The sequence below is a fragment of the Blastococcus sp. HT6-4 genome (genome assembly GCF_039679125.1).
Lineage (GTDB): Bacteria > Actinomycetota > Actinomycetes > Mycobacteriales > Geodermatophilaceae > Blastococcus > Blastococcus montanus.
Genome location: NZ_CP155551.1, coordinates 4,255,737 through 4,271,777 on the forward strand (window position 1 = coordinate 4,255,737; position 16,041 = coordinate 4,271,777).

The window sequence follows — 16,041 nt, forward strand, 5'->3', positions numbered from 1 at the left end:
ATCCGCTGCGGCAGACCCTCCCGGCCGGCAGTGCGCTCAGCCGTCACCCGGGGACGGCGGCCCCGCGGGCGGGACGCCCAGGGCGACCGTGAGCTCGAGGACCGTCCGCGGGTCCTCCAGCCGCGGCCCGTAGAGCTCGCGCAGCTGGGTCATCCGGTAGCGGACCGTCTGCGGGTGCACGAACAGCTCCGCGGCGACCTGGTCACGGCGCCCCTGGTGGAGCAGCCAGGAGCGCAGCGTCTCGGTCAGCTTCTCCCGCGCGGTCGTCCCGACCTGGTCCAGCGGCGCGAGCACCCGCGCCCGCAGGTCGGCCAGGGCATCCTCGTCGGCCCGCAGGACCAGCTCGGCCAGCCGTGCGTCGGTGTCCACGGGGCCGCCGTCGTCCGCGGTCAGCCCCAGCCGCAGCGCACGCACCGCCCGGCCGTAGGACGCCTGGGCGTTCCACCAGGTCTGCGGCGGCCCGACCACCGCCTCCCGCCCGGCCAGGCCGCGCAGCAGGGCGCCGCGGGCCGCCCCCTCCGCGTCCGGCACCAGCAGCACCGCGAGATCGCCGTCGAGGTCGGGGACGTCCTCGGTCACCATCAGCGTGCGCGGGTCGAGCGACACCATCGCACCCCGCATGCGGCCCTCGGGCAGCAGAACCACCGTCAGCGTGCGCGGCGGCGTCCACTCCGCCCGGCGCGCCGCCTCGGTCAGCTCGGAGGGCCTGTTCCCGGTGAGCAGGCCGTGCGCCAGGCGCTCCAGCAGCCGGAGCCGGGCGCGGCCGCTGGAGGCCAGTTCGTCGGCGTGCCCGGCGACGCTGGCCGCCGAGAGCCGGTCGATGTAGGCGAACACCAGCTCGGCGAACCGGGCCAGCGGTTCGGGCCCCAGGCCGGCGGCGACGGCGGTGGCGCTCATGTCCCGCCAGGAGACCCGCGCCCCCACGCGGTAGGCGGCCAGCAGGGCGTCCATGGAGCGGCCGCTCCGCGCCTCCCCCCGGCCCAGCGCGTACGCCGCCTCGACGACCGGCCCGCCAGGCGTGGCCACGTCCGCGTTGCCGCCGGCCGCGGCAAGCTGCAGGAATCCGCGCAGGGTCAGCTCGACCGCCGTGGAGATCTTCCGGCCCATCGGCCCGGAGAACGCATTGGCGTAGCTCGGCACCGCGACGATGATCTCCTCGACGGCGCGCTCGGCGACCTGGGAGAGCGTGGCCCGCATGGCCTCCGCGACCGCGTCGGGGAACGGGGCGTAGTCAACCGCCAGCTGGGCCCCTTTGTCCTCCACGAACAGAAGCTACCTCGTGATTCACGTCCGGGGCACAGGTATTTAGCAGCCCGACTGGGAAAGCTCAGTAGCATGACAGCAACCGCCCCACGCCCCGGCGTGGCCCGCACGCCGGCGCGGCTCGCGCTGCGCGACCGGGCGCTCAAGCTCGCCGAGCTGGTGACGACGCCTTTGCTGCCGGCCGACTACCTCGACCTGTTCGACCCGCTCCGTTCCGGCGCGGCCCTGCGCGGCCGGATCGAGGCCGTCCAGCGGGAGACCCGGGACGCCGCCTCGATCGTCATCCGTCCCGGCCGCGACTGGCTGCCGCACGTGCCGGGCCAGTACGTCCGCATCGGCATCGACATCGACGGTGTCCGCCAGTGGCGCGCCTACTCGATCACCTCGGTGCTCGGCCGGGCCGACGGCTGCTTCACCATCACCGTGAAGGCCATCCCGGACGGCAAGGTGAGCAACCACCTGGTGCACCGCGCGCGGCCGGGCACGATCATCCAGCTCGACCAGGCCACCGGGGAGTTCTGCCTCCCCGAGGAGACGCCGGCCAAGTCCCTGTTCGTCACCGCGGGTTCCGGGATCACCCCCGTCATGGGCATCCTCCGCAACCACGCCGACTCGCTGGCCGACACCGTGCTGGTGCACTCCGCGCCCACCTCCGAGGACGTCGTCTTCGGCGAGGAGCTGCGGCAGATGGCCGCCGACGGCCGGATCCGGCTGATCGAGCAGCACACCGACAGCGCCGGGATGCTCGACGCCCGGTCCATCGCCGAGCTGGTGCCCGACCTGCACGAGCGCGCCACCTGGGCGTGCGGGCCCGTGGGAATGCTCGAGGCGCTGGAGGAGCACTGGGCGTCGGTAGGCATCTCCGACCGGCTGTACACCGAGCGCTTCCGCCCCCGGATCCTCGTCACCGGCGAGGGCGGCACGGTCACCTTCACGAAGAACGGGACCACCGTCGAGGCCGACGGCGCCACGCCGATCCTCGACGCCGCCGAGGAGGCCGGGGTCCTCATGCCCAGCGGCTGCCGCATGGGCATCTGCTACGGCTGCGTGCTCCCCATGCGGGCGGGCGCGGTCCGCGACCTGCGCAACGGCGAGATCACCACCGCCGAGGACGTCGGTGACGGCGTCCTCATCCAGACCTGCGTCAGCGCCGCCGCCGGCGCCTGCGACATCGACCACTGACCACCTCGAGCCCCAGGAGCCCGGACATGACCGTCATCCAGAAGAAGCCCGAGAACCCGATCGCCCACCTCACCCCCGAGGACATCGAGCTCATCGGCAAGGAGCTCGACACCATCCGCCAGGAGATCCGCGACAGCCTCGGCGAGGACGACGCGAAGTACATCCGCACGGTCATCGACGTGCAGCGGAAGCTGGAGCTGGGCAGCCGCGCCGTCCTGCTGTTCTCGAAGTTCCCGCCCGCGTGGCTGGTCGGCACGGCCGGTCTGTCCGTCGCCAAGATCCTCGAGAACATGGAGATCGGGCACAACATCCTGCACGGCCAGTGGGACTGGATGCGCGACCCGAAGATCCACTCCACGACGTGGGAGTGGGACATGGCCAGCCCGGCCGAGCAGTGGAAGCACTCGCACAACGAGCTGCACCACACGTACACGAACGTGATCGGCAAGGACAACGACCTCGGCTACGGCATCATGCGCGTCGACGAGGACCAGAAGTGGCACCCGATGTACCTGGCGCAGCCGCTGTGGAACTTCATCAACGCCTGCTTCTTCGAGTACGGGATCGCCGCCTATGACCTCGAGCTGGGCAAGAACCTGGCGTCGAAGAAGCGCCGCAACGACCCGAAGTTCCGGGCCGCCACCAAGCAGGTGCTGAAGAAGATCCGCAACCAGGCGACGAAGGACTACGTCGTCCACCCGCTGCTGTCGGGCCCGTCGTTCCTGCCGACCCTGGCGGCGAACTTCACCGCCAACGTGGTGCGCAACCTCTGGTCGCACTCGGTCATCATGTGCGGCCACTTCCCCGAGGGCGTCGAGACCTTCGAGAAGACGTCCATCGACGGCGAGACCCGCGGCGAGTGGTACGTCCGCCAGATGCTGGGTTCGGCGAACATCTCCGGCAGCAAGGCCATGCACCTGATGACCGGGAACCTTTCGCACCAGGTGGAGCACCACCTGTTCCCCGACATCCCGAGCAACCGGTACGCCGAGATCGCCCCGAAGGTGAAGGACATCTTCGACCGCTACGGCCTGACCTACCACTCCGCCCCGCTGTACAAGCAGGTCGCGAGCGCGTGGCACAAGGTCATCCGGCTCTCCCTGCCCAACGGCTGGCTGGCCGAGACGACGCCGAAGAACGCCCCGGCGCAGCTGGCCAAGCTGTACAAGATGACCACCGGCGGGCCGAAGGTCCGCCGCGCGCTGCAGCAGAAGGCCGCCGCCTGATCGGACCGGCAACGCTGAACGGCAGAGGCCCAGAACCGTCCTGGTTCTGGGCCTCTGCCGTCCGGCGGTCGGTCAGGGCATCAGCCCCGGCCGGGGAAGTTCAGCGACCGCAGCAGGTCGGGGTCGCTGATCGGCACCTCCCACACGAGCCCGTCGGCGTCGGGGTCGACGACCTCGCCGCGACCGAGGAACGCGGCCACCTGCCCCTGCGCCTGCATCGCGGCCACCGGGAACCGGGCGACGTCCAGCAGGAAGCCGTGCGGGTTGAGCGCCGCGGTGGAGGCCCTGTCGTTGCGGAAGAGGCTCGTCCGCGACCACAGGTCACCGGCGTCGACCAGCGTGTACGACGTCGGGTTCGGCACCGTCTGGTCGCCGAAGGCCACCTGCACCAGCACGCGGTCGTCCCGGATCAGCGGGGCGAAGGTCTCCGGGCTGCCCGGCCGGGCCAGCCAGGTCGACCTGGCCAGGTAGTCCTGGATGGCGAGCGCACCGGGCACGGTCGCGGTGACCGGCCCCTCGCCGCGCAGCGGCAGCTGCTCCTCGAAGTACCAACGGCTCGCGTCGGGGGTGTTCGGCGCCAAGCCGGCCGCCTGGAGCGCCTGGAAGGTCAGCGGCCGGAAGGCCGGCGACAGGCGCGAGATCTCGCTGATCGGGCCACCGGGCACGTTGAGCACCGAGCGGGCGATCGCGCGGTCGGCGCCGGCGAGCATCGTGCCGTAGATGCCGCCGAAGCTCTGCCCGAAGTACGTCACGCGGGCACCGGAGAAGTCGGCGCGCCGGTCGCCGTCGACGTCCGTGCCGCCCACCGCGCGGACGAGCGTCATGACGTCGGCGGCGGTCTGCCGGAGCGCGTCGCGGGAGGAGACCGCCGCGGCAGTGCCGGTGGCCGAGGAGCCCTCGGTGCTGCCGAAGAGCCCGTCGCCGTTCTGGTCGACGCCGCGACCGTAGGTCGGGATCGTCTGCGTCACGCCGTCCGCGGTCGTGATCTGCCAGGCGCTCCCGGGGCCGTAGCCGTGCCCGACCACGTTCGTGCCGATGGTCGCGATGCCGCTCTGGGCGTTCGTGATCGCGGCGAGGAACACGCTGGTCGTCGAGCCGGTGAAGCCGTGGCCGAAGGCGGCGGTCGGCCAGCCGCCGCCGGGCGCGGGGCCGGCCGGGAGGACGGCGACGAAGGGCAGCCGCTCGACCTCGACCGGCGCCGGACCGTCGCCCCGGGTCGGCGTCTGGGCGATGGTGACGTCGTCCCCCAGCCAGGACGGCGCCTGGTAGGAGCCGAAGACCAGCGTGCTGCCGGCGGGCAGCAGACCGGTGGGCTGCACGCTCGGCCCGGCCGGCGTCCCGCCCGGCACGGTCGGTGCCGGGCGGTCGGGGACGAAGGTGACCCTGGAGCCCGCCACGGGGACGACGGCGTCGATCTCCAGCCCGGGGCGCGTGCTGCCGACCTCGCGCAGGGCGCGGTTGGACTGGATCTGCCGGTTCATGTCGAGCAGCCCGTCGGTGGCGCTCAGCGTCGTGAAGGTCTCGCTGGTGGCCGAGTTCGCGGGGCCGGCCTGCACGTCGATGCGGTACGTGGTGCCCGGGGCGAGCTGCTCCACGGGCTGGGCGTACAGCGTGTTGGTGGCCGGGTCCCAGACGACGCGGTCGACGCCGGTGCGCCACCGGCCGCGCTCCTGGCGCACGGTGATCCGCTCGGCGACCACGGCCGGGTCGACGGGGGCGTCGAAGCGCACGGCGATGCGCGGATCGAGGTCGAAGCCGTCCAGCTGGTTGAGCCGCTCGACGAGCCCGCAGGTGATGACGTTGCCGCAGTTCTCCGTCGGCAGGGCGACCCGCAGGCCGGTGAGCTGCTGCCGGTCGGGGACGGTCAGGTCGTTCGTGGGGAACACCGAGAGGGGGTCGGCCGTGCCCTGGTCGGCGAGGGCCGGTGCGGCGGTCGCCGTGACGGTCAGGGCCATGGCCAGGGCACCGACGGCGGACGCCGTCGTCCGACGCCAGGGATGTGAGGACAAGGGTTCTCCAATGCCTGAGGGGCCCTCTTCCTAGCCCACCGGTGACAGGCGCCACAATGGTTGGCGCCTGCATCGCTGCAGGCCGTGGCGCAACGCTGCACGGCGCGCCCCGCAGACAGTGCGCACAGCCCAACCCGGCGGCCGAGCAGCCAGGCCACCGAACTGTTTCCCGTGGAACAGCGCGGCCGCGAGCACCCTGGCTCGCACCCGTCGACATGACTGCCGGCCCCGGGCGCCGACCGGTGCCGGGCGCAGCCTCGCCCGCAGACGACGCAGGGGCCCTGGACCTGTCCGGTCCTGGGCCCCTGCGTCGTGCGTTGCCCGGAGGGCTAGTTGGCCATGTCCACGAAGCGGCTGTAGTGGCCCTGGAAGGCGACGGTGACGTTCGCGGTGGGGCCGTTGCGGTGCTTGACCAGCATGATGTCGGCCTCGCCGGCCCGCGGAGACTCCTTCTCGTACATGTCCTCGCGGTGGATCATCATGACCATGTCGGCGTCCTGCTCGATGGAGCCGGACTCACGGAGGTCGGAGAGCATCGGCTTCTTGTCCTGCCGCTGCTCCGAGCCACGGTTGAGCTGCGACATCGCGATGACCGGGACCTCGAGCTCCTTGGCCAGCAGCTTGAGCGCACGGGAGAACTCCGAGACCTCCTGCTGGCGGCTCTCGACCTTCTTGCCCGAGGTCATGAGCTGGAGGTAGTCGATGACGATGAGCTTGAGGTCGTTGCGCTGCTTGAGCCGCCGCGCCTTGGCGCGGATCTCCATCATCGTCATGTTGGGCGAGTCGTCGATGTAGAGCGGCGCGTCGGCCACCTCGCCCATCCGGCGGGCCAGCTTCGCCCAGTCCTCGTCGGACAGCGTGCCGGCGCGCATGTGGTGCAGCGGCACCTTCGCCTCGGCCGACAGCAGACGCATCGTGATCTCGTGCTTGCTCATCTCCAGCGAGAAGATGCAGGCCGGCATGCCGTGCTTCACCGTCGCCGACCGCGCGATGTCCAGGCCCAGGGTCGACTTCCCGACACCGGGCCGGGCCGCGATGACGACCATCTGGCCGGCCTGCAGGCCGTTGGTGAGCTCGTCGAGATCGCGGATCCCGGTGGGCACGCCGCGGGCGGTGCCGCCGCGGGAGGCGATGGCGTCCAGCTCGTCCATGGTCGGCTGCAGGACGTCCTCGAGGCGCGAGTAGTCCTCGCTCATGCGCTTCTCGGTGACGTCGTAGATCTCCTGCTGGGCGCGGTCGACGATGTCGTCGACGTCGCCCTTGCCACCGGCCGCGCCGTAGCCCAGCTGCACCACGCGGGTACCGGCCTCGACCAGCCGGCGCAGCACCGCCTGCTCGGCGACGATCGCCGCGTAGTACCCGGCGTTGGCCGCCGTCGGCGTGGACTGGATGAGCGTGTGCAGGTAGACCGCGCCGCCCATCTTCGACAGCTGGTCGGTGCGGTTGAGCTCGGCGGCGACGGTGATGGCGTCGGCCGGCTCACCCCGCCCGTAGAGGTCGAGGATGCAGTCGAAGATCACCTGGTGCGCCGGCCGGTAGAAGTCGTTGCCGTGCAGGACCTCCACCACGTCGGCGACCGCGTCCTTGCTCAGCAGCATGCCGCCGAGCACCGACTGCTCCGCCGCGACGTCCTGCGGGGGCTGCCGGTCGTACTCCGGCGCCGCTGCGGACGGTCGGCTGAACTCGTCGGCCACCGCCACGGGGGTACCTCCATCTCCTTGCGGGCGCGCTCGCATGACCACTGCGCGCAGGGGAAGTACGCGAGCTCGGCGAGCGACACCGGACCGAACGCCTGTTCGGCTCCTGCCTACCGGAGGGGACTGACAGTCGGAGTCCCGTCGGCGGCCAGGGAGGACGTTAGGAAGCCGGGGGAGCGGAGTCCACCACCGCTGTGCACGTCGATCTGCACAACTTGTGGACAAGTCGGTGGACGGAGGCGTGTCGACATGTGGAGGAATCGGGGGACGCCGCCGGCAAGCCGCCCCCGGCACCCGGGCTGACCTGCACGGACGCCGCACGGGGCATGTGGACGGAAGAAAGTCCGGAAGAATTTTCCTGGCGTCGCACCACGTGTCACAGCGGTGTTCCCGCGCGCCCCGGCCGGTCGCCTGCCGCCACCAGTGGTGCCCGCGCACGGCGCTGAGCGGCCCCTCGGGGTCCCGGAGGTGGCCGGGCCCGAGGACAACGAGGGGCCGGCGCCCCGGGCGCCCCCGAGGCCGGCTCAGCGGCCCGGCGGGCGTCACGTGCCCCGGGGCCCCGGCACCGGCTCGGCTACCCGGCCGGCGTCGGGGGGTGCCGGTTCCCGGAGATGCCACGAGGGGCGCCGGACCGTGGTCCGACGCCCCTCGTGGGCCGTGCTGGTTGCTCCTAGCCGGCGACGACCTCGATGGCCAGCTGCGTCGAGACCTCGGGGTGCACCCGCACGGTGACGGTGTGCTCTCCCGTGGTCTTGATGCTGCTGGGCAGCTCGATCCGGCGGCGGTCGAGCTCCGGGCCACCGGCGGCGGTCACCGCGGCGGCGACGTCGGCGGTCGTGACCCGGCCGAACAGCCGGCCGCCGTCACCGGCGCGGGCCGGCACACGGACGGTCAGGCCCGACAGACGACCGGCCACGGCCTGCGCCTCCTCGAGGGAGCGCACGTCGCGGGTGGCACGCGCCCGCCGCAGGGACTCGACCTGCTTCTCGGCACCGCGGGTGGCCACGATGGCCAGCCCGCGGGGCAGGAGGTAGTTGCGGCCGTAGCCGCCCTTGACCTCGACGGTGTCGCCGGAGGACCCGAGACCGGTGACCTCCTGCGTGAGGATCAGCTTCATGGTGCTCATGATCAGCGCGCCGTGGAGGTGTAGGGCAGCAGCGCCATCTCACGGCTGTTCTTGACCGCCGTGGCGACGTCACGCTGGTGCTGGCTGCAGTTGCCGCTCACGCGGCGGGCACGGATCTTGCCGCGGTCGGAGATGAACTTCCGCAGCAGGGTCGTGTCCTTGTAGTCGACGTAGGTCGCCTTGTCCTTGCAGAACTGGCAGACCTTCTTCTTGGGCTTCCGAACAGGGGGCTTGGGCACCTGGTTCTCCAGAGAGATTCAGTCAGAGAGGAAGAGGATCAGAACGGCGGTTCGTCCGACGGTCCGGCGGGCGTCGACCACGGGTCGCTCGCCCCGCCGCCACCGCCACCACCGAAGCCGCCACCGCCACCGCCACCGCCGCCACCGAAGCCGCCGCCGCCGTCACCGCGGGAGGCCTTGGTGACCTTCGCGGTGGCGTAGCGCAGGGACGGGCCGATCTCGTCGACCTCGAGCTCGATGACGGTGCGCTTCTCGCCTTCCTTCGTGTCGAAGGAACGCTGCTTGAGACGGCCGCTGACGATGACCCGCGACCCGCGGGTGAGCGACTCGGCGACGTTCTCCGCGGCCTGCCGCCAGACGTTGCAGCGGAGGAACAGCGCTTCGCCGTCCTTCCACTCCTGGGACTGGCGGTCGAAGGTGCGCGGCGTCGACGCGACGGTGAAGTTCGCGACGGCGGCGCCCGACGGCGTGAAGCGCAGCTCCGGATCGGCGGTCAGGTTGCCGACGACGGTGATGACGGTTTCGCCGGCCATGGTCAGTGGACCTCGGGGCGCATCAGCTTCGTGCGCAGGACCGACTCGTTCAGGTTCAGCTGGCGGTCCAGCTCGGCGACCGCAGCCGGCTCGGCCTGGATGTCGATGACCGCGTAGATGCCTTCGACCTGCTTCTTGATCTCGTAGGCCATGCGGCGACGGCCCCAGATCTCGGTCTTGACGGTGCCACCGGAGTTGGTGACGACGGTCAGGAACCGGTCGAGCGAGGGCGCGATCGTGCGCTCCTCGAGATCGGGGTCGAGGATGACCATCAGTTCGTAGTTGCGCATGGAGAAACCCCACCTCCTCTGGTCTCGGCGGCTGCAGCACATCTGCAGCAGGAGGGTCGTACATGCGTCGCGCGCCCCGACAAGAGCCGGAACGCGCGGGTCCAGGCTACCAGCGGCCCGGCACCGGCGACCAGGAGCCGTCCGGGTGACCGGCCCGGCCGCCCTGCGACACCCCGTCACGCCCTCCACGATGATGGGCACCAGGCGGGCCGGGAACGACCCGGGGTGCCGCAGCAGGTGGAGGAGACATGGGTTCGCACCCGATCGGCGTCCACGTCGGCCCCGGGCTCACCGACGACGGCGAGCTCGACCGCGGTGGTCCGCTGGCCCGCGCGGCGGAGCTCGGCGCCGACGGCGTCCAGGTCTTCCTGGCCGATCCGCAGGGCTGGAAGGCGCCGAAGCCCCGGCCCGACGCCGCCGACCTGCTGTCCTCCGACGTCGCCGTCCACGTGCACGCCCCCTACGTGCTCAACGTGGCGACGACGAACAACCGGATCCGGATCCCCAGCCGCAAGCTCCTCGGCGCGCACGCGACGGCGGCGGCGGGCATCGGCGCCCGGGGGCTGGTGGTCCACGGCGGGCACGTGCTGGCCACGGACGACCCCGCGGTGGGGGTGGACAACTGGCGCAAGACCTTCGCCCGGCAGTACGAGGACGGCGGGTTCCCGGTGCCGGTGCTGGTCGAGAACACCGCCGGCGGCGGCAACGCGATGGCCCGTGACCTCGACGCCGTGGGGCGGCTGTGGGACGCGGTCGGCGGGTTCGGCGCCGGATTCGTGCTCGACACCTGCCACGCCTGGGCCGCGGGCTGGGACCTCACCACCGTCGTCGACGACGTCCGGGCGGTCACCGGCCGGATCGACCTGCTGCACCTCAACAACAGCCGGGACCCCGCCGGCTCCGGCCGGGACCGGCACGCGCCGCTGGCCGCGGGCGAGATCCCGGCGGAGCTGCTGCTGCACGTGGCCCGGGCCGCCGACTGCCCGGTCGTGCTCGAGACCCCGGGGGACACCGCCTCCCACGCCGAGGAGATCGCACTGCTGCGCGAGGCGCTGGCCTAGCGTCCGTCCTCCCTCAGCCGGGAGCGTCCTCCCGCACGGTCCACGCCGAGGGAGGACGCTTCATGATCACGGGAGCTGATCGTGGCGCCCCGGGCGCAGGAGAAGCGGTCGGGGGCCCGGTCCAGCGGCCCGCCGGCCGGATCGTCGACACCGGGCCAGCTGGTCCGCACGACGTCGCGGTCCGGCTGCAGCACCTCCCGGACGACGAGCGCCATGAGCACGACGACGGCGACGTCGCGGACGACGACCCCGAGGAAGAACCACTCGACGCCGATCCCGCGGTTGTCGGTCCCCAGGTAGTGCAGCATCGTCACCACCCAGACCAGGACCTCGGTGACCTGCCAGACGAGGGCCGACCGCCAGCGGGGACGGGCGAGCACGAGCAGCGGCAGCAGCCACAGCGAGAACTGCGGGCTCCACACCTTGTTGAGCAGGAGGAACCCGGCGACCAGCAGGAAGGCGACCTGGCCCACCCGCGGCCGCACCGGCGCCGCCAGCGTCAGCCAGGTGACCCCCGCCGCCAGGCCGAGCAGCACGACGGTGACCACGGCGTTGAGCACCTCGGGGGTCTGCCCCTCGGCCAGCTGCCCGTCGAGCACGCGGCCGCCGCTGACGTGCAGCGCGAGGTTCCACAGCGTCTCGGGGTTGGCCGGTCGCTCCCGGCTGAAGACGAAGAACCGGCTCCAGTTCTCCGGGGACAGCAGCGCCACCGGCAGGTTGACCGCCACCCACGCCGCCAGGGCGGCGCCGGCGGTGGTGGCCCACGCCCGCAGCCGCCCGGCGCGCAGGCACAGCACGAACAGCGCCCCCAGCAGGAGCAGCGGGTAGAACTTCGCCGCGACCGCCAGGCCGAGGAGGACGCCGGCCAGCACCGGCCGGTGCCGCGCCCATGCGGCCAGGGCGCCGGTCGCGAGCGCCACGGCCAGCAGATCCCAGTTGGTGAAGGCGTGCACCAGCAGCAGGGGGGACAGGCCGATCATCGCCGCGTCCCACGGCCGCCGGCCCGTGAGCGCCAGCGTGGCGCGCACGACGAGGAAGGCGCACAGGGTCAGCAGCAGGCACGTGACGACGTAGAAGCTCTGCACCGGCGGCACCTCGGGCAGCACCTCCGAGGCGGTGGCGGCACGGTCGTAGCCCGCCGACACCGCCGCCGCGGCCGCCATGAGACCACCGGTGAGCACCGGGTACTCCACGGCCGAGTCCAGGTAGGGGATCGCGCCGTCGTCGAGGCCGTGCAGGTCGAACAGCGGGACGGCGTCCGCGTAGCAGAGGTGCGTGTACTGGACGCTCCCCGCCCAGTTGCCGTCGGCGCACGGGGCCTGCTTGATCCAGGCCAGCGCCAGGGTGAGCGTGGCGAACAGCAGGCAGACGCGCAGCGGCGTCCAGAACAGCGCCCGCCCGGTGACGGCGAACCGTCCCCAGGGGCCACCCACCGCCTCGCTGGCCTGTGCCACGACCGGGTCGGTCCAGGACGGCACGACCCGGTCCGGTCCGCCGGTTCCACGTGGAACGAGCACGGGCCCGTCCGCGGTGGCGGACGGGCCCGTGGTGGTGCTGCTCATGACGATCAGTCTGCGGGACGGATCACCCGGGAGCCGGTGACGTGACCTCCGGCGCGGGTGCGCCGCCCTGGGGATCCGTCTGCGGCCCGTTGCCCGGGGGATTCACGGTCGTCGTGGGCGTCGGCTCCGCCTCCGGGGCCGTGGTCACGTTCGGGTCCGTCGGCGCGAAGTCCTGGCTGTCCGGAACGCCGTCCCCGTCCGTGTCGGCCGGGCGCGTCGTCACGTTGGGGTCCCTCGGCGCGAAGTCCCGGTTGTCCGGGACGCCGTCCCCATCGGTGTCGACGACGACCGGCTCGGGCGCCTGCGTGACCACCGGCTCCGGCTCGGGGGTGGGGTCCGGGGTCGGCTCGGGCACGCCCTGGCCGGTGTCGCCCTTGATCAGCGCCCGGTCCGGCAGGTCCTCCTCGGGGACGTCGGAGAGGACCGCGTTCATGAACCGCTGCCAGATCGCACCGGGCAGCCCCGAGCCGTAGACGATCCCGCCGTCGGAGTTGACGATCGGGTCGCTGGGCGAGTCGTTGCCCATCCACACCGCCGTCGCGATGGACGGCGTGTACCCGACCATCCAGGCGTCGGAGTTGTCCTCCCCCTGGCCCTGGGTGCCCGTCTTGCTGGCCACCTCGCGGCCGCCGTCGAGCGAGCGGCGGGAGTAGGAGGCGACGTCCTTGAGCGCGACGGTCACGTCGTTGACCACGTCGCTGCGCAGCACCTGCTCCCCGGCCGCACCGGTGTTCTCCAGCAGCACGGTGCCCGCGCCGTCGGTGACCCGCGAGACGAAGTAGGCGTCGCGGAAGACGCCGCCGGCGGCGAGGGTGGCGAAGCCCTGCGCCTGGTCGAACGGGCGGAGCTCGTACTCGCCGATGCCGATGGAGGAACCGGTCGCGCCCTCGCTGTTGGCGAGCACGGTGTCACCGGCCAGGTTGCCCTCCTCCCACGTCTCCGGCAGGCCGGTGGCGGCCCGGATCGTCTCGCGGACGTTCTCCGGGCCCACCTCGTAGGCCAGCCCGTAGTACGTGGTGTTGAGCGACCTGGTCATCGCCTCCGTGAGCGTGCACGCGGCGCAGCTGGTGCCGCCGGAGTTGACGACCTCCTTCGTGCGGTCGGGGAACGTCTGCGGGGAGCTGCCGTCACGTCGCGCCTGGATGCCGATGCCCTGCTCCAGGGCGGTGGCGAGGACGTAGGGCTTCACCGACGAGCCCGGCTGCCGCTGCGCCTGCGCGTAGTCGAGGTCGACACCGCTGTTGCCGCCGTAGTAGGCGACCACCGCACCGCTGCGCGGATCGATCGCGACCAGGGCCTCGCGGAGCCCCTCCGGCTCGCCGGCCATCACCTCGGCGACGCTGGCCTCGGCGGCGTCCTGCGCGGGCTGGCTGATCGTGGTGGTGATCTGCAGGCCACCGGCGCTGATCTGCTGCTCGTCGTAGCCGCGCGCCATCAGCTCTTCCTTGACCTGCTGGACGATCAGGCCCTCCGGCCCCTCGGGCACGCCCAGGGGCGTGTCACCCCGGGGCAGCACCTCCGGGTACACCGACGCCTCGCGCTCCTCCGGGGTGAGCCAGCCCTCCTCGAGCATCGCGTCGAGCACCAGGGCCCAGCGGTCCCGGGCGCCCTCGGGGTTGGTCTCCGGGTCGTTGCCGGAAGGACTGCGGATGAGGACGGCGAGCACCGCCCCCTGCTGGGGCGTGAGCTCGGCAGCGGGGACGCCGAAGTAGGTCTCGGCGGCGGCCTCGATCCCGTAGGCGCCCCGGCCGTAGTAGATCGTGTTCAGGTAGTTCTCGAGGATCTGCTCCTTCGAGAAGTTGTTGTCCAGCTTGATGGCCAGGAAGAGCTCCTGGAACTTGCGGCTGAGCGTCTGCTCCGACGTCAGGAACGCGTTCTTCACGTACTGCTGGGTGATCGTCGAACCGCCCTGCGTCGACCCGCCGGTCAGGTTGTTGTAGGCCGCCCGCACGATGCCGGTGAAGGAGATGCCGGGGTCGGTGTAGAAGCTGCGGTTCTCCGCGGCGAGGACGGCGTTCTGCGCGGCCTCGCTGACCTGGTCGAGCGAGACGTTCGTGCGGTTCTCGTCGCCGAGCCGGGCCATCTCGGTGACGCCGTCGGAGTAGTACATGACGGTCGTCTGCTTGGTGGAGACCGAGTCGGGGCTCGGCACCTCGGTGGTGGCGTACACGACCCCCACGAAGACGCAGAGCAGGGCCAGCAGACCGCCCATGACGGCCGCGGTGATCTTCAGCCGGCGGTTGCGGCGCTGCTTCTTGGTCCGCGCGGTCTTCGCCTTGGTGCCGGGCCGGGCGGGCGGGCGGCCGGAGCCGCCGGCCCCGGCGCGCGCGGCGCCGGTGCCCCCACGGGAGGCGCTGGTGCGGGCGCGTCCGGCGGGCGGACGGCCCCCGCCCCCACCGGTGCTGCGGGTACGGGCGGCCGGCGGCCGGCGGACCGATCCCGCCCGCGGAGCGACGGGTGAGGTCTCGTCGTGGCTGGGCACGAGCACCCCCCTTCCTGAACTGTCATGGTCGGCGTCCGGGCACGTGCCAGGGCGCGGTGGAACGTCTTCAGCTGTGGGTTGCGGGTCGGTCCACGTCGTCGGGGACCCGGGTCCGGGCGGGGCGCGAGCCGGCGGGCGAGCGGGGGCTCACCGCTCGGTGGCCGCCCGGCGCCGGCCGCGGCGGGGCGCCCGCCCCGGCTCGGGCTCGGCACCGAGGACGTACGAGCAGTCCAGGTGGTTCCAGCCGCAGCCGCGGCAGACCTCGACCTGGTACACCGAGAACTCGTCCTGCGCGGCGTCCATGCGGGCGAGTTCAGCCTCGGTCTTGGCCTGGCCGGCCACCGGCCCGAGGTGCTCGCCGTACACGTAGTTCACCAGCGTCAGCCGCTCCCGACGGCACACCGGGCAGGCGACGTCGGTCGGCTGCCCGTGGTACTTCGCGGCGCGGGAGAGGTAGGGACTGGCGTCGCACACCTCGAACAACCCGGTGCGCCCCGCATGTACTCCCGCGAGGACGGCTCGCCGCTGCAGCGAGTAGTCGACGACGGAGCGGCGTCCGGACACGGCCGCCAATGTACGCACCGGGCCGCCATGCAGGAGGTTCTCCGGCACGGCCGCCGTCCCGCCCGACCCACGCGCCCCACCTATCCGGGTGGAGCGCACCGACGCACGGATGTATCGTCCCGATACATCGATCGTGGGACAAGCCGGGGAGGGCGACGTGCTCGAGTTCGCCATCCTCGGCCTGCTGCACCAGGCGCCGATGCACGGGTACGAGCTGCGCAAGCAGCTCGCGCAGGTGCTCGGCGGGCTGCGCAGCATCTCCTACGGGTCGCTGTACCCCGCACTGCGGCGGATGCAGGCGGCCGGGCTGATCACCACCGATGAGCCCACGCCGCGCGCCCTCCTGCCGGCCGACGCCCCGCCGCTCACCGGGCGGCGCGGCAAGGTGGTCTACACGATCACCGCCGACGGCAAGGAGCGCTTCCACGAGCTGGTCAGCCAGACCGGCCCGGAGGCCTACGACGACGGCGGTCTCTTCGGCGTCCGCCTGGCGTTCTTCCGGCACACCGCGCAGGACGCTCGGCTGCGGATCCTCGAGGGCCGCCGTCGCACCGTCGAACGGCAGCGCGAGGGGTTGCGGTCCTCACTGGCGAGGACCCGCGAGCGGCTCGACCGCTACACGCTCGAGCTGCAGCGGCACGGCCTGGAGTCGGTGGACCGGGAGGTCCGCTGGCTCTCCGAGCTCATCGACAGCGAGCGCCGGGAGGCGACGGAGCCAGGGACGACGGAGCCAGGAACAGAGCACCGGGAAGCGGGCGGAGCCGCGCGGCCCGACCCGGGGCAGCCGAACACCACGTGAAACAGGCG

14 protein-coding genes are annotated in these 16,041 nt (G+C 72.4%); 4 read left to right on the forward strand and 10 right to left on the reverse strand.

Annotation, left to right across the window (positions count from 1 at the left end):
* Positions 1–36: 36 nt before the first annotated feature.
* Entirely contained in the window at positions 37–1,263 is a 1,227-nt protein-coding gene (locus ABDB74_RS20455; RefSeq protein ID WP_346620771.1) for a helix-turn-helix domain-containing protein, read from the reverse strand.
* A gap of 72 nt (positions 1,264–1,335) precedes the next feature.
* Here ABDB74_RS20455 and ABDB74_RS20460 point away from each other — a divergent pair, with 72 nt between their 5' ends.
* Together ABDB74_RS20460 and ABDB74_RS20465 are read left to right on the forward strand one after the other, a co-directional pair.
* Complete coding sequence (locus ABDB74_RS20460) at positions 1,336–2,445, forward strand: ferredoxin reductase (RefSeq protein WP_346620773.1); 1,110 nt, start codon at positions 1,336–1,338, stop codon at positions 2,443–2,445.
* 26 nt (positions 2,446–2,471) lie between these two features.
* Positions 2,472–3,671, forward strand: a complete 1,200-nt coding sequence (locus ABDB74_RS20465) for an acyl-CoA desaturase (RefSeq protein WP_346620774.1) — start codon at positions 2,472–2,474, stop codon at positions 3,669–3,671.
* 80 nt (positions 3,672–3,751) lie between these two features.
* On the opposite strand, the gene ABDB74_RS20470 is transcribed toward ABDB74_RS20465, so the two are convergent.
* From ABDB74_RS20470 to rpsF, 6 genes are all read right to left on the reverse strand, one after another.
* Positions 3,752–5,626 carry an Ig-like domain-containing protein gene (locus ABDB74_RS20470; RefSeq protein ID WP_346620775.1) on the reverse strand — a complete coding sequence of 625 codons (1,875 nt, stop codon included), beginning with the start codon at positions 5,624–5,626 and terminating at the stop codon, positions 3,752–3,754.
* 383 nt (positions 5,627–6,009) lie between these two features.
* Positions 6,010–7,380 carry a replicative DNA helicase gene (gene dnaB / locus ABDB74_RS20475; RefSeq protein ID WP_346620776.1) on the reverse strand — a complete coding sequence of 457 codons (1,371 nt, stop codon included), beginning with the start codon at positions 7,378–7,380 and terminating at the stop codon, positions 6,010–6,012.
* Between the two features lie 667 nt (positions 7,381–8,047).
* Positions 8,048–8,494 (reverse strand): 50S ribosomal protein L9, encoded by a 447-nt coding sequence (gene rplI / locus ABDB74_RS20480; RefSeq protein ID WP_346620777.1) that lies wholly within the window; start codon positions 8,492–8,494, stop codon positions 8,048–8,050.
* Positions 8,495–8,505: 11 nt separating this feature from the next.
* A complete protein-coding gene (gene rpsR / locus ABDB74_RS20485) occupies positions 8,506–8,742 on the reverse strand; it encodes a 30S ribosomal protein S18 (RefSeq protein ID WP_014378671.1) in 237 nt (78 codons plus the stop codon).
* Between the two features lie 38 nt (positions 8,743–8,780).
* A complete protein-coding gene (locus ABDB74_RS20490; protein WP_346620779.1) occupies positions 8,781–9,275 on the reverse strand; it encodes a single-stranded DNA-binding protein in 495 nt (164 codons plus the stop codon).
* 2 nt (positions 9,276–9,277) lie between these two features.
* Positions 9,278–9,565, reverse strand: a complete 288-nt coding sequence (gene rpsF / locus ABDB74_RS20495; protein ID WP_346620780.1) for a 30S ribosomal protein S6 — start codon at positions 9,563–9,565, stop codon at positions 9,278–9,280.
* 248 nt (positions 9,566–9,813) lie between these two features.
* On the opposite strand from rpsF, the gene ABDB74_RS20500 reads away from it, so the two are divergent.
* Positions 9,814–10,626 (forward strand): deoxyribonuclease IV, encoded by an 813-nt coding sequence (locus ABDB74_RS20500; RefSeq protein WP_346620781.1) that lies wholly within the window; start codon positions 9,814–9,816, stop codon positions 10,624–10,626.
* On the opposite strand, the gene ABDB74_RS20505 is transcribed toward ABDB74_RS20500, so the two are convergent.
* The 3 genes from ABDB74_RS20505 to ABDB74_RS20515 all read right to left on the reverse strand — a co-directional run bounded on the left by ABDB74_RS20505 (position 10,623) and on the right by ABDB74_RS20515 (position 15,234).
* Positions 10,623–12,188 carry a glycosyltransferase 87 family protein gene (locus ABDB74_RS20505; protein ID WP_346620782.1) on the reverse strand — a complete coding sequence of 522 codons (1,566 nt, stop codon included), beginning with the start codon at positions 12,186–12,188 and terminating at the stop codon, positions 10,623–10,625. The two genes, ABDB74_RS20500 and ABDB74_RS20505, sit on opposite strands and share 4 nt — an antisense overlap.
* 22 nt (positions 12,189–12,210) lie before the next feature.
* A complete protein-coding gene (locus tag ABDB74_RS20510; RefSeq protein ID WP_346620783.1) occupies positions 12,211–14,676 on the reverse strand; it encodes a transglycosylase domain-containing protein in 2,466 nt (821 codons plus the stop codon).
* Positions 14,677–14,817: 141 nt separating this feature from the next.
* Entirely contained in the window at positions 14,818–15,234 is a 417-nt protein-coding gene (locus ABDB74_RS20515) for a DUF5318 family protein (protein WP_346620785.1), read from the reverse strand.
* A 157-nt stretch (positions 15,235–15,391) separates the two neighbouring features.
* On the opposite strand from ABDB74_RS20515, the gene ABDB74_RS20520 reads away from it, so the two are divergent.
* Positions 15,392–16,033, forward strand: a complete 642-nt coding sequence (locus tag ABDB74_RS20520; protein WP_346620787.1) for a PadR family transcriptional regulator — start codon at positions 15,392–15,394, stop codon at positions 16,031–16,033.
* Positions 16,034–16,041: the final 8 nt, after the last annotated feature.

Coding starts and splice junctions, on each gene's coding strand:
- ABDB74_RS20490 (WP_346620779.1), bottom strand. CDS start 9,275: ATGGCCGGCGAAACCGTCATCACCGTCGTCGGCAACCTGACCGCCGAT.
- ABDB74_RS20465 (WP_346620774.1), top strand. CDS start 2,472: ATGACCGTCATCCAGAAGAAGCCCGAGAACCCGATCGCCCACCTCACC.
- ABDB74_RS20505 (WP_346620782.1), bottom strand. CDS start 12,188: ATGAGCAGCACCACCACGGGCCCGTCCGCCACCGCGGACGGGCCCGTG.
- ABDB74_RS20470 (WP_346620775.1), bottom strand. CDS start 5,626: ATGGCCCTGACCGTCACGGCGACCGCCGCACCGGCCCTCGCCGACCAG.
- rpsF (WP_346620780.1), bottom strand. CDS start 9,565: ATGCGCAACTACGAACTGATGGTCATCCTCGACCCCGATCTCGAGGAG.
- ABDB74_RS20500 (WP_346620781.1), top strand. CDS start 9,814: ATGGGTTCGCACCCGATCGGCGTCCACGTCGGCCCCGGGCTCACCGAC.
- rplI (WP_346620777.1), bottom strand. CDS start 8,494: ATGAAGCTGATCCTCACGCAGGAGGTCACCGGTCTCGGGTCCTCCGGC.
- ABDB74_RS20460 (WP_346620773.1), top strand. CDS start 1,336: ATGACAGCAACCGCCCCACGCCCCGGCGTGGCCCGCACGCCGGCGCGG.